The organism is Paraburkholderia metrosideri (assembly GCF_904848625.1).
Classification (GTDB): domain Bacteria; phylum Pseudomonadota; class Gammaproteobacteria; order Burkholderiales; family Burkholderiaceae; genus Paraburkholderia; species Paraburkholderia metrosideri.
Map to the genome: position 1 here is coordinate 308993 of NZ_CAJHCP010000002.1, position 13816 is coordinate 322808.

Below are 13816 nucleotides of genomic sequence, written 5' to 3' on the forward strand. Positions count from 1 at the left end.
CAAACGGACATGACAGCCACGACGTTGCGCCAGCCACGCTGCCAGCCGCGATTCTTCTTGCCGTGAGGCCTGCCGGTTCAGACCCGTTTGCTATGTTCAAGCCATTCTGCCCAGTGGCTGATCACATAAGTTTTAGTTAAACGGCTGAGTGTTTCTATAGGGATAAAGGGCAACGCAAAAAATTATCTATTTACGCAAGGATAATAATGAGCGGGCATAGCGGCAAAAGCGGTTCGGTCAACGCACATGAGTCACCGTGTATCGAGAACGCCGGCGCAACTCAATTTATTCTTCGGTATTTAATTCCTGGTCAAGAAAAATATCCTTGGATATCTGAATTATTTTCACCATCGCACGGTTATCTGCTTGAAGAGAACCACTTTCCATATATCTGTTCGTAGGTTCCGTCCTCGTACGTGGCAAGCAGAGTTTCGCTGATGGATTTTCGCAACAGACTGCCATCAGGCACCGCAATACCGTATTTTTCGGGCCTGAATATCGGCCCCACGACGGCCAGCACACCGTTGCCGCGTCTGCCCAGCGCGATGATCCGCGAGGCCAAAACTGATCGTCGCGTCTCTCCCGAACTTTGTGATCCGATTGCGGCGCGGCTCCACGATTGTCAGTCGAATGCGTCCGGGTTCGTCAAACGCGAAAATCCGCCGCCATGTCTTCGTCGCTGCGCGATTCGAGTTTGCCGGTTCGGCAGGCCCGGATGAACGTGTCATAGTCTTTCTGGTTCTGGCCGGAGTAGGCCAGCGCGTAATCCGTCAGTGCTTCGGCGAAGCGTCCACCGCTGCCCAGATACGCGGCGATTTCCACGGCCCTGCCACCGCCCTTGGCGTGTGCGCGAGCCAGCGCCCAGCCGCACAGGCGGGCGTAACCCTGCAGAATCGTGCTGCTCATCCGCTCCACTTCCGCCGATATCTTCATGTCGCGCAACTGCCGGAAATAGAAATAGCGGCCGGCAGGCCCCGTGGTCCAGCCAAGAAACGAATCGCTCGCGGCCTGCAGCAGGCGCTGACCGGTCACCACGCGCTCGCCTTCATGCGCCGGAATGTCCGTTTCGAAAAAGCGCGCTACCACCGACTGTCGAGCCTCCTTGACCTGCAGGAAGAGCGGCTTGCCGTGGCCGTCGATGAACAGCATGACGAGACAGAAAGTGCCGACACTGCCCACGCCGACAACCTTGAACGCGGTGTCCTGAAGTTCGAACTGCGCGATCAGTTGCCTGCGCTCCGGCGAAATGGTTTGCAGATAGCGTTCGAATGCGCTGGCAAGTGCGCCTTTCCATTCGTCGCTGTCCGCCCACTTCTGATCCTTGCCGAGCAGAGAATTCGGGCCGCCGGGATGAAACAGCGCGGGCGGGGCGTCCTGAATCGTCCAGCGGCCATCGCGCTGGGTGGCCATTTTGCCCAGCATGCTCTCATGCGTGCGGCCAGCCGCCTTTTCCATCGCGCGGTTGATCAACTGCCGCCCTTCGCTGGTGGTGGCTGTCTCGAGCATCCGCTCGAACGTGACGATCTCGTGCCATAGCTCGAGCGCGCTGCATTCGGCGTACGAGTGCATGCGGTCCCGATACTCGTGAATAGCCGTGGCGATAATGTCCTTCACCGATCCGCGATTGATGCCCATCTGCTCGCCGGCAATCGCGAAACTGGCCGCGAGCCGTTTGACGTCCCATTCCCACGGGCCGGGTGCAACTTCGTCGAAATCGTTGAGATCGAAAACCAGTTGCCGCTCGGGTGTCGCGAAGCCGCCGAAGTTCATCAGGTGCGCATCGCCGCAAACGGGAATCGTGATGCCCGAGTAGGTCGTGCCGGAGAGATCGTGAGCCTGGAGAACGGCACTCCCGCGATAAAACGTGAAGGGCGAGACGGACATGCGGCCATAGCGCAATGGAACCAGGGCGGCGACTCGCCCCTCGCTGTTCTGCTGCAGCAACTCGACAGGGTCCCGATCCACATTGCCGATCATCGCGTTGTTCGAGCGTGGCGAACGCTCCCGGGCCAGCTTGCCCGCTTGCTGCCGCTCAGCCACCGTCTGGACATTAGCCATGTTGGTCTCCTTTATCCTTTGTCTGGTTCAAGCATCGATTTGCGAGTAATGCGAGCGGGTGAGAAAACATCGTGTTGCCGGCGCAGCCATTGATCGACGCAGCGAATCTCATGGCGCGGCTCTTGAAATAGCGTCCAGAAATGCCTGGGCGACGAACGGCTTGATCAGCAGTTCCTGGGAGCCGGCGCTCGCGACCGCGCTGCGGGTCGCCGGATTGTCGTGCGAAGTAATGAAGACAGCCGGAGGACGGGGATCACCAAGCTGCGCGTAAAATCCAGGTCCGGACAGACCGGGCAATTGAACGTCCAGTATCAGGCAGTGCGGCACGCGAGGCTGGTTCGCCTGCGCGTAAGCCTCGGCACTCTCGAATAGCAAAGTGTCGAAACCGGAGACTTGCAACAGACGTTGCAAAGCGCGACGCATACCGGCGTCGTCATCCACAATCACGATTAGCGGTCGGATATCTGCCATAGCCCACCGGAATCTCTTTCATCAAGTGTCGTGCGAGCCGACCTTCGACGCTATCCGGGTTTGGGGCAACACGATTGCCCTCGGGGGCAAGGGCGAGTCAGGTAACCGCGTGATTTCGCACAAACGGGTCCGCGCGTCGGACGAGGTCGGCAAACGAGTGCGCATCCAGCTTGCGCATGATCTCGGCGCGGCACGATTTGATGGTTCGCTCGCTCAGTTCCAGTTCCGCGGCAATCTGCTTGTTGAGCCTGCCTGCCACCAGACTGCGTAGCACGACCTGTTCACGCGAGTTCAGATTGGCGGCATCGGTGAGTGCACGGAGTGGGCCCGTAACCGGGTCGACCGTGGTGGTGGATAGCGCGTTCTCGATGGTCGCGAGGAGCCTCTGTGTATCGACCGGCTTGAGGAGAAAATCGCTCGCGCCGGCCTTGATTGCCATCACCGTTCTAGGAATGTCGTGATGCGCGCTGATGAATACGACGGGCATTGGATTGCCCATTCGTTGCAACGCCTGTTGCAGGTCCAGGCCGCTCGGGCCGGGCAGTTCCAGGTCTACCAGCAGGCAACCGCGCGATGCAGGCTGCTCGACGAGAAACTCCCCGGCGCTCGGGTATCCTCGGGTTCGGTATCCGGCATAAGTCAGGACCCGCATCAATGCGGTACGCAGGGCTGCGTCATCGTCAACGACATGGATAACCACTTCGGCCCGATCGTTCATGGTATTCCTCCTTGCGTGGCAACCTGATGACTCATGCTGGCGATGGCAGAGGGGCGGTATTCGGAATCAGGTCGAGCCCGGGCTTGCTGCTCGACGCTGGGAAGCAGCACTGTGAATACGCTGCCACCGCCTTCGCGGGACGCTGCGCTGACCCGTCCGCCGTGAACCTCGACGATGGTGCGCACGATGGAGAGCCCGAGTCCCATGCCGTAAGGTTTGGTCGTGTAGAGCGAATCGAACAGACGCTCTCCTGCGTCGGCTGGAATACCGTGGCCGCGATCGCTCACGACAAGTTCATAGCCGTGTCTCACGACTCTCGTCGAGACGGATATAACCCGGTCTGGGGCGGGTGTATCGTCCATCGCATCCATTGCATTGATTGCCAGATTGAGCAATACCTGCTGCAACTGCACGCGGTCGCCCAGCACGCGCGCGTTGGCCGCGGTCAGATGCGGCTCGATGATGACGCGGCGGCGCCTTGCTTCAAGGCTGATCAGGTTCAGTGACTCATGGAAGGTCGCATTCAGGTCAAGCATAGCGAGGGTGGGCAGGTGCTTCTGCAACAGCGTCCGCAATCCTTGTACGACCTGATTTGCACGCAGGGCGTCGCGGCGGATGTCGGCAAGAATCAAGTGAAGCTCACCGGTCTCAGGGCAGTTGTCAAACATCATGCCTGCCGCGGCCGCATTGCTGAGAATGGCGCCCAATGGCTGTCCCACTTCGTGAGCGATCGAGGCACTCAGTTCACCGGCGAGTGCAAAGCGCCCAGCACGAGCCAGATCGGCCAGTCGCCGCGCAGCCTCTTCTTCGGCCAACCGCCGGCATCGCCTCTGCCAAAGGAAGGCGGTGACCGTCAGCACCTGCAGGAGCACCACTATGATTGCGATCAATATCATCGTCTGCCGCTCCTGTCGACGCAGGCAACATCAGTCGAGCCGATTGAGGCCGCGGCCATTGGCCTCGCGCGCTGCACGGAATGCAACGCGATAAAGCTTCCGCCGACTGTTTTACTGTACCGGGATAAGGCTGGATGAAACGCTAAATCATATTGGTAATAGGCGAGATAAACCCACGAAATGACCAGTGAACGAAGTCGGGCAATGCGGAAATCGATTGCCGTGCGAGGTTCGCGTCGTGAGATACCCGCGTCGGACTCGCATGCTGGGTATAGGCATGCGCGTACAGAGCACGGACCAAATAAGTATTCAGGTGGGAAGAACGAGCGCGTACGCTTGCGAATTGCACGCGCACGAGTCTTGTCAGTAATCCTCGAAATGCGTTCCTCGTCCATGGTATCCACGAAGGTTGACGCTCGTAATAACTATGTCAGGAATGCCTTTAATCGAAAAGTATTTTATAAAAAATGTCTGAAAAAAACCCGAATTAAACATCGATTTACCAGAAACGTTAATAAACATTTCGGCAAAAAATGACGGCTGAATTGCCTGTCAAGTCGATGCGCCACTGGGCGAAAAACCGGGGGCATCACATACCGTGCTTCAGGGGAACGCAGGTTGGCAAAAGCATAGGCCATACAATTCCGCGCACTGCAAAAAACCCACTCAACGGAATATGAGTTACGACGCAAAACAAACTGCAATCAGATCAGCTGGTTGGCCAGGAAATCGTTGCATAAGGCAAAGTGAATAGTGCTGCCGACGGGGTTCGAATACCTTCGGGCGACCATGCCCGTTAATCAGAGCACGTTATCGAAACGCATAGCCAACGCCAGCGCCGAAAGTGAGCTGATTTCGCGTTCCGCGTTGAGTAACGATAGGACTATCTGCTGCCGGGCCGGTCAAGCGCTGGCAGAAGATGAGCGCACCCGCGTACCAGTGCGTGTTGACTTGATCGACGCAGGCGAGCCAACTCGTAATCTGCTCGACGCCGGAAGACGGACTATACGAGGGCAAACCGCTTCGCACGGAATCCTCCCAGTTACGCCAAAGTAAGTCGTGTTGAAACCGCCGCGCGCAGAGAACCACAGGCAAAGCTTAAACATGCAATTTGGCGAGCGGTTCTTTGAGACTGGTCGCGGTGCGTTCGGGAGTGTTTATTTCGAAGTGAGGGGTAGTCTGTACTCGTCATCACTCGAGCCGGGTGGGCGGCGGGATGCCCGCCTGCGAACAATCAAAGCGATGCAGGCCGGCGCCCGTGATCAAGAATGACGCATTCGAGATACAGCGCAGTCGTCACCCATCAAGCATTCGCTTGGCTTCGACTCGCGCTGTTTTGGCCGCTGCCTGAAGTCGCACCAGCGCTTCCCGCACGTCGGCCAGCTGTTGATCTGCACTTATCGTTTGAGCGGCCTGGACCATATCGATGCAGGCACCGATCGCCCGTATGCAAGCATTCTCGACTACCGCTGCCGCCAGATGGCGGTGTTCAGCAGACTCTCCAGCGCTGGCCTCGGTCATTAGAACCTCCGTGAGATAACTATCCGCTAGATCAGATGCGCCGTTTCGTGCGAGTGGAACAACTCGCGCCGAGACGTGAGCATGGGTGCCTTGGGTCATCGGTCGCACGTGTGCACATTGTAGCGGTCACGTTGATGCTGGAGGGCGATCGTGATGTCACGTTGATCCGCTATATATCCCGCTTGCGTCGTCCTGGGCAGATTGCGGGATGAGAGCGAATGAATGGGTTTGGGAGGCTGAGCTTGAATCGAAGTTTCTCGACGTCCTGTACAAAGCACGTTGTGTGATTTCGATGCACACCGCAAGCCCGTTTCTGTCATCGCGGTGAATAAACGAGTAGTTGCCAAAGGTCTACCCAATTTCGTCAGGCTTATGCGAATCTTTGGCCGTGTACGATCTCCTTGAAGTGGAGCGCCGGCCAGGAGCGTTCATGGGAAACATCTCGCCATCCGCTTGGACCTCTCGCTTGAACGTCATTGCGCGCCAGAAGCGGCCGTGTCGGACGCGCCTTTTCCGTGCGACGCACTCTGTGGCATATGGGTTGGCGCATTGTGTGAATTCGTGCTCTTCAAATCGGTGTTACTCGTCGCCCCTCCCATATTGGGGCGCTCTTTGGTAGCGCCCTGCGTGGTTCCTCCACTGCCCCCGCCCACCGCAGCGTTACCTGCGCCGCCAGTTCCTTGTGCAAATGCACTCGCGGCCATTGTGAGTAACAGTGCGGCGGCCATTGCCGCTTTTTCGATTGCTTTCATCATTGTCTCCCTGGTTGACATCGCCCAACAAAGCGGTGCGCAGTCAGAACTGCGCGACCCCGTTGGCAGGCTTGCGCCAGTCGGTCCCTCTCATCGTTGACAGGAGGGTCCTCCACACGCGGTGAATCTTAACGGATGCTTGCAGTGCGCAACGGCTGTGCCTGGTATGTCGTCACGTGCGGCTAGCTTGGGACGACTACCCGTACTGAACGCGTTTGGAACCAGTCGCATTCTCGGGCACCCAGGTGACTCTCCAACGACGTCACGGAGTACGTGTCGCCTGGACTAGCCAATCAAGCTCAAGCAGAGCCCGACATGATTGGGAAACCTCCACACGGCTTCGGCCCGCGTGCTGACTTCATCCGCAATGCGAGGGGGACGGTAGCACCTGTGAGAACGAACGAGAGTGCGTGAGCGGCAATCCACCAATGAACGCCCCCAGCAAGGGCGAACACCCTGTTTCACGCGGCCTGCGCCGCGACGATCCGCACCGGAACCGCTTTCGCAGCCGGCACCTTGCTCTCTTTGGCATGATGGGACAGCGGGATCAGCGGATTGCATTCCGGGTAGTAGCCCGCTACGCACCCGACAGGCAGGTCGAACGGGATGATGCGGAAGCCGTCCACCTGGCGCTTCACGCTATCGGGCGACACCGCCTCCAATGACACCTCCGAATCAGCGGCGAGGCCATGTCGCTCGATATCCTGCTGATTCATCAGAAGTACCATTCGCGAGCCGTACACACCGCGAAACCGGTCATCGTGCGTGTAAATCGTCGTGTTGAACTGGCTGTCGCTGCGTAGCGTGAATAGACGCAAGTCGCCTGGCCGACGTTCTGGCATGTCGGGATCTTCGTCGAGTGTTTGCGGCACGAGGAATTCAGCCTTGCCGCTCTTCGTCTTCCACTTGCGCTCGCGCGCGGGTAGCGGCCGATGAAAGCCTCCCGGCTCCCATATCCGCGCGTTGAAGTCGTGGAAAATATCCGGATAGGTTTCGGCAATCGCATCGCGCACAAGGGCGTAATCGTTGCTCCACGCGTCCCAGTCCACTGACGATGATTCAAGCGTCGCCTTGGCGATGCCCGCCACAATCGCCTGTTCGGACAGCAGGCGGTCGCTGGCCGGCTGCGTGACGCCGTGCGAGCCATGCATGCAACCGGTGCTGTCTTCCATCGAAACAGCTTGCGGCTTCCCCAATCGTTCGTCGATCTCGATACGGCTCAGGCACGGCAGCAGATAGGACACTTCGCCATGAACGAGGTGGCTGCGATTGAGTTTGGTCGCGATGTTGACGGTCAGGCGAAGCTTGCGCCACGAAGGTTCGATCACATAGCGATCGGGCACGGAGCGCACAAGATTCCCGCCTAGCTGAAACACAGCGCGAACCTTGCCGTCGATCACACCCTGGCAGGCGTCGACCGTTGCCATGCCCTGAGTGCGAGGCGGCATGAAATGATATTGGTCGGCCAGCTTGTCGAGCGGTGCGAGTTCAGGCTTTTCCGTGACGCCGACGGTGCGTTGGCCCTGCACATTTGAATGTCCGCGAATGGGTGAAGGTCCCGACCCGGGTTTGCCGATATTGCCGCGCAGGAGCAGAAGATTGACGATCATCCGCACGTTTTGCACGCCCATCCGATGCTGGGTCAAGCCCATGCCGTAATGAATGATGACTGCTTTGGCTCGCATGTATTCGTCGGCGGCCGCAGTGAGCGCTACGCGAGGCAAAGCGCATCTGGACTCGATTTCGTCCCAGCCGGTGTTTCTGACGTAGTTTGCGAAATCGTCGAAACCCTGCGTGTGCTGCGCGATGAAGTCGACGTCGAGAATACGTGCTGCTCCTGTCGCTTGCGCGTGATCGTCCGCTTCGATCACCGCTTTGCAGATGCCCACGATTGCCGCCGAGTCACCGCCCGCTTTCAGTTGATGATATTGCGTACTGATTTGCGTCGCGCCCGGCGTGAGCATTTGTCTAGGGGACTGCGGATTCACAAAGCTCACCAGCCCGGGTTCGCGAATCGGATTGAACGTGATAATGGGTACGCCGCGTTCCCTTGCTTCCTGCAAGTCGTGCAACATGCGAGGGCTATTCGTGCCCACGTTCTGACCAAAGAAGAACATCAGGTCGGTATGCTTGAAATCATCCAGCGTGATTGTGCCGACCCCCACGCCGATGGCCTCGGTAAGGCCAACGCTAGTGCTTTCATGACACATATTCGAGCTGTCGGGCAGATTGTTTGTGCCGTACATTCGCGCGAAAAGCTGATACATGTACGCGGTTTCGAGCGAGGCGCGACCGGAGGTATAAAAAACGGCTTCGTCCGGTTTCATCGCTTGCAACTCGCGGCCTATTTCTCCGAATGCGTGTTCCCAGCTGACTTCGACGTACTGATCTAGTTCTGCGTCCCAACGCATAGGCGCGCACAGACGCCCCGCGTTTTCGAGCGCCTGATCGTGCCACTGCTCCAGTTCGGCCAGCGTGTGCTGCCGGAAGAATTTGGGATCGACGCGACGAGAGGTCGTGTCCCACGCGGTCGCCTTGGCGCCACTTTCGCAGAATTCGAACCGATGGGGGTGGGCCGGCTTCGCCCATGAACAGCTCACGCACATGAAGCCGTCGGGCTTATTTTGATGCATGAGCACGCGGCTCGTTTCGACCGGCGCCTGTTCCTGAATCAATGCGCCGGCGACTGCTTTTACCGAACCCCATCCGCCGCTGGCGTGCTGGTAGGCGTCTGATTTTTTGTGTGCGGTGCTCATGGCTGATTCCCCGGGACAGTTCATTACCGATGAGCAACCGCCGTTCCTTGCAACTCACTGACGATAACGGCTATGACGCGGCTATTTGAATGGGTCGCGTGTTCTTTCGTCCATGAGTCGCTTTTCCTGGAAATTCGTTCGACTGATGCAGGCAGGAATCCGTTTTGCAGCAAGGCCGAAAAACGCGTGTGGAGGTTGGAGGCGGCTGCGTCTTTACCGCATCCGCCGTCTCCCGATTCATTCCAGGACCCACCAGGCTATCAGTGCAAACCACCGTGCGTGGTGCCGGATGAGACAACCTGGCCCGAGCTGTCCACGATTGCAGCGGCCTCGTTGCGCGTGGCTGGCGAGGACTGCCCGGTCAAAATCTCGCCCGCTTCGTCGAGCAGCGTCACGCCTGAGTCGCGGGCCGACGGCGCGACGTCAGACAGAGCGCTGAACGTCGACAGATACTTGCTCCAGACTGTCTGCATGATGGTGATGATTTCTTCGTGCGTTTCCTTTGCGATTTCCTCGACGTGTTGCCAGTAAGCAAATGACTTTTTCGCGCTAGCGGGCACTCGTTGTGTCTGAAGCTCGATCAATTCTTCAAACGAACGGGACGAAAGTGCAGCATTCGTGAGCGCCTGCTGTTCGGCGAGAGTCGTCTTGACCGTCTGCGTATTCAGCTCAATGAGTTTTTCCCACGGTCCGACGAGGTCGAACGTCCAGTCATACGCGCGGGGGATAGCGGTGGATTCGACGAACACAGCGGTTTGATTAAGGGTCGTAGTGGGCACGAAAAGCTCCTAAGGGACTGCATGGATGGGGATAGCTGCGGGGAGGGCACTCTGCGTTTGCGAGCAACGGGTATTCCCGGCATTGCGGCCATTGATGGATAGTTCGCTGCACCTTACAGGCAGGAACCTTGCTGCAAAAGCCGTACGATCATCCTCCTGCCCAAGGACCCAACATGGCGCACGACCGCGCACAGGCCCAAACACAAACTGAACGGCGACGACTCGGCGACTGGCTGCCTCGCAGTGAGCGCCATCTCGCGAAATACCGGCTGGATCTTGCCGAAAAAGCGCGCGAGCGCGGCGCGAAGGCGTCGAGAAACGTGGTCGTCGACGAGTTGTCTAAACTGATTAGCGGCGACCCGGTGCTGCGGATGGATCTGACGCGGGCCATCGGCGAGGCGCGCGACAGCGGCTATGTGCTCGGCTATGAATCCATCGAAGAACTCATGGTCATCGTCGATTATCTGATGACCTATGCACCGCCATTTAGCGAAACCAGCCTGATTCACTGCCCACTCAACGCGGTGCTCGACTGGCCGATGTGCATGCCTTCGGGATACGCGCTGTTCCGCGATCCTGCGCTCAATGCGCAACTGAAACGGGTGCTCAACTGCTGGTGCGGCTTTCTGACTGGCCCGCATTCGCGCGAGCATCTGACGACCGACGCGCCGAATGGCTGGTTCAGTCGCGAAGCGGACCAACATATTGGCATGTCGCAATTTATCTGCGACCCGGACAAGCCGTACTGGGGATTCGCTTCCTGGAACCATTTCTTTACCCGGCAATTCCGCGACGGCGTGCGGCCCGTAGCGGGCCCTCACGACAGCAAGGTCATTGTCAGTGCCTGCGAGGCGGCGCCATATAACCTCCAGCACGATGTAAAACTGCACGACAGGTTCTGGATAAAGTCACAACCTTATTCCCTCCAGGAAATGTTTACCGCGCGTCACCGCGATGTGGCGGAACGGTTCGTTGGAGGCTCGGTTTATCAGGCGTTTCTCAGCGCGTTTAATTACCACCGTTGGCATGCTCCCGTCAGTGGCATGATTTCCCGCGCGTATCTGGTTGAGGGCAGCTATTACTCCAACGCGGATTCTGAAGGCGAAGACCCGGGCGGGCTCAACGACTCGCAGGGCTATATCAGCGCGGTAGCGGCGCGCGCCGTTATCGTGATCGCGTGCGACGACGCTGCGTTGGGGCAGGTCGGATGCGTGTTTGTCGGTATGGCGGACGTGTCGTCGTGCGTGATCGATGCGCTGCCCGGGCAACATGTCAATAAGGGTGATGAACTCGGCTTCTTTCAGTATGGTGGCTCGACATGCTGTCTGGTATTCGAGCCACGCGTCATTCAACGCTGTTTACCTGAACCTCGCTTCGACGATCAAACTCCGGTAAAGGTCAACGCGCAGATTGCAACGGCCAGTTGATGTTTCGTGTAACCGGTTAGCGAGAGAGGGAACCCGGCCATAGGTGCGACCTGTGGCCGGATTCCGATACGCTTCACGCGGCTGGCTTGAGTACGACCTTGGTCCAACCCTCGTCACGCTCGTCGAAATGCTGGTAGCCCTCCGGCGCCTTGTCGAGCGGCAGTTCATGCGAGATGATTTGCGACGGACTGGCCTTGCCCGCGGCGATCAGGTCCCGCAGTTTGCGGTTATACGCCTTGACGTTGGCCTGGCCCGTGGCGATATGCTGACCCTTCATCCATAGCTGCCCGAAGTCCAGTGCGAGCTGGCCTTTCTTTGCCAGCTTGTCTTCGGCTTTGGGATCTTCGGCAACGAATACGCCGACCACGCCAATGCCGCCCGTCGGACGCACTGCCTTGATGAGATTGTTCATCGTCAGGTTCGGCACTTCGTGGCCTTTGCAGCTGCACTGATAGCCGACGCATTCGCAGCCGCGGTCGGCGCCTTCGCCACCGGTCATCTCGAGGATCTGATCGGCCGATGAACCATCGCTGTCGTCCACGGGAATCGCGCCCATTTTTTCGGCGAGTTTGAGACGGTCGGGGTGGCTATCCACCACCATGACCTTGCTCGCGCCTTTGATCGATGCGGACAGTGCCGCCATCAGGCCCACTGGCCCGGCACCGTAGATCACGACGCTGTCGCCCGGCTCGACGCCGGCAAGTACCGTCGCGTGATAACCGGTCGGGAAAATATCCGATAGCATCACGTAGTCGTTCTCCTTCTCTTCGGCATCTGGCGGCAGGACGAGGCAATTGAAATCGGCGAACGGCACGCGCAGATATTCCGCCTGACCGCCGCTATACGGCCCCATTCCTGCAAAACCATACGCGGCACCCGCCATGCCCGGATTCGCGGTCAGGCAGAAGCCGGTTAGCCCGCGCTCGCAATTCTTGCAAAAGCCGCAACCGATATTGAATGGCAGACACACGCGATCGCCCACCTTGATCCGCTCGACGCCGTTGCCGACTTCCGTCACGACGCCAAGATTTTCATGGCCCAGGATGCGACCTGTTTCCATATTGGTGCGGCCTTCGTACATATGAAGGTCGGAGCCGCAGATGTTGGTGGTGGTGATCTTGACCAGAACGTCGGTCGGACGTTCGATCCTCGCGTCCGGCATTTCCTTGACGACAACTTTGCGCGGACCTTCGTAAACCAATGCTTTCATGTTGATCTCCTGATAAACAACGGACAGTCGAGGTGGCCACCGTGTGAAAGAGACAGCAGCACGCATGCCTGACTGGCTGCGCGAGACGTAACGAGAGAGGGAACGTTGCTTGCGCGTGCAGTTCGAAACCGGGAATTGGTGATGCGCTGCCTTCCTACGATGGTGCGCGCGTTTTTTTGCACGAAATTTTTACGGAGGCAAATATGAGCACCATGCTCGCTTATCGCATCCACAGCTTCGGCGGTCCCGAAGTATTCAGATCGGAGAGGATCGACGTGCCAGAACCGCGCGCTGGCGAAGTACTCGTGCGCGTGCGCACGGCGAGCGCCAATCCGGTCGATAACAAGACGCGAGCGGGAAAATACCCGCTGATCCGCGAAGACAAACTGCCGTATACGCTAGGCCGGGATTTTGCCGGCGTGGTCGAGCGTGTCGGAGCGGACGTCACAAACTGGAAGCCGGGCGATGAAGTGTACGGTTTCGTCGGTCAGGGGCAGGGCGCGTATGCGGAGTTTGTCGCTGTCGATGAGGACGCACTCGCGCGCCCTCCGTCAACGGCTGACAGGGTCACGGCGGGCGCGGTGCCGCTCGCCGCGTTGACTGCGTGGCAGGGACTATTCGATCACGGCGGACTGGAAGCCGGACAGCGGGTGCTGATTCACGCGGGCGCGGGTGGTGTAGGACATTTTGCCGTGCAGTTCGCGAAACAGAAAGGCGCGGAAGTGTTCGTCACCGCATCCGGCGACGGAATCGACTTTGTCCGTTCACTGGGCGCTGATCACGTGATCGATTACCGTGCGCAGCGTTTTGAAGATCTCGCGCCTGACATGGACCTGGTTTTTGACCTGGTCGGCGGTGAGACGCAAAGCCGTTCGTGGGCGGTGGTCGCGCGCGGCGGCGCTTTGATCTCGACACTCACGGAGCCATCGCAAACCGAGGCGTCCAGCCACGGTGCCCATGCCGCGCGATACACCGCGCGGCATGACGGTACGCAGCTAACCACGATTGCTTCTCTGATCGACGCGGGCAGCGTGCGCGTTGTGATTGCGGAAACTTTCCCGTTCAACGCGGCAGCGGACGCACTCGCAAGACTGGAGAAAGGCCACGTACGCGGCAAGATCGTCGTCGAGGTTTCGGGGACAACTTAAAGTTTTGGTAGAAGCGACGACCGCCATCGACAGCGTGCAGGCAAAGGGCGTCTTGGGTCCGGCGAAAAGGAAGAGCAAAC

General features: G+C 58.7%; 11 protein-coding genes. 2 read left to right on the top strand and 9 right to left on the bottom strand.

What is annotated here, in order from left to right; genetic code table 11:
* Positions 1–645: 645 nt before the first annotated feature.
* From LMG28727_RS04245 to LMG28727_RS04280, 8 genes are all read right to left on the bottom strand, one after another.
* Positions 646–2058, bottom strand: a complete 1413-nt coding sequence (locus LMG28727_RS04245; protein ID WP_201641055.1) for a DUF2252 domain-containing protein — start codon at positions 2056–2058, stop codon at positions 646–648.
* 108 nt (positions 2059–2166) lie between these two features.
* Positions 2167–2529, bottom strand: coding sequence for a response regulator transcription factor (locus LMG28727_RS04250; protein WP_201641056.1), 363 nt, complete (start codon positions 2527–2529; stop codon positions 2167–2169).
* Between the two features lie 97 nt (positions 2530–2626).
* On the bottom strand, positions 2627–3247 hold the full coding sequence (locus LMG28727_RS04255) for a response regulator transcription factor (protein WP_201641057.1): 621 nt from the start codon (positions 3245–3247) through the stop codon (positions 2627–2629).
* The gene (locus LMG28727_RS04260; RefSeq protein WP_201641058.1) at positions 3244–4143 is read right to left on the bottom strand and encodes a sensor histidine kinase; all 900 of its coding nucleotides are present in this window, start codon (positions 4141–4143) and stop codon (positions 3244–3246) included. Before LMG28727_RS04260 ends, LMG28727_RS04255 begins: the two co-directional genes overlap by 4 nt.
* 810 nt (positions 4144–4953) lie before the next feature.
* A complete protein-coding gene (locus LMG28727_RS04265; protein ID WP_328810215.1) occupies positions 4954–5232 on the bottom strand; it encodes a MipA/OmpV family protein in 279 nt (92 codons plus the stop codon).
* A gap of 207 nt (positions 5233–5439) precedes the next feature.
* Entirely contained in the window at positions 5440–5664 is a 225-nt protein-coding gene (locus LMG28727_RS04270; RefSeq protein WP_201641059.1) for a hypothetical protein, read from the bottom strand.
* A gap of 1213 nt (positions 5665–6877) precedes the next feature.
* Complete coding sequence (locus LMG28727_RS04275; protein ID WP_201641060.1) at positions 6878–9172, bottom strand: FdhF/YdeP family oxidoreductase; 2295 nt, start codon at positions 9170–9172, stop codon at positions 6878–6880.
* A 260-nt stretch (positions 9173–9432) separates the two neighbouring features.
* Positions 9433–9951, bottom strand: a complete 519-nt coding sequence (locus LMG28727_RS04280) for a phasin family protein (protein ID WP_201641061.1) — start codon at positions 9949–9951, stop codon at positions 9433–9435.
* 173 nt (positions 9952–10124) lie between these two features.
* On the opposite strand from LMG28727_RS04280, the gene LMG28727_RS04285 reads away from it, so the two are divergent.
* The gene (locus LMG28727_RS04285) at positions 10125–11378 is read left to right on the top strand and encodes a phosphatidylserine decarboxylase family protein (protein ID WP_201641062.1); all 1254 of its coding nucleotides are present in this window, start codon (positions 10125–10127) and stop codon (positions 11376–11378) included.
* Positions 11379–11451: 73 nt separating this feature from the next.
* On the opposite strand, the gene LMG28727_RS04290 is transcribed toward LMG28727_RS04285, so the two are convergent.
* Entirely contained in the window at positions 11452–12588 is a 1137-nt protein-coding gene (locus LMG28727_RS04290) for a glutathione-independent formaldehyde dehydrogenase (protein ID WP_201641063.1), read from the bottom strand.
* A 203-nt stretch (positions 12589–12791) separates the two neighbouring features.
* On the opposite strand from LMG28727_RS04290, the gene LMG28727_RS04295 reads away from it, so the two are divergent.
* Complete coding sequence (locus tag LMG28727_RS04295) at positions 12792–13736, top strand: NADP-dependent oxidoreductase (protein ID WP_201641064.1); 945 nt, start codon at positions 12792–12794, stop codon at positions 13734–13736.
* Positions 13737–13816: the final 80 nt, after the last annotated feature.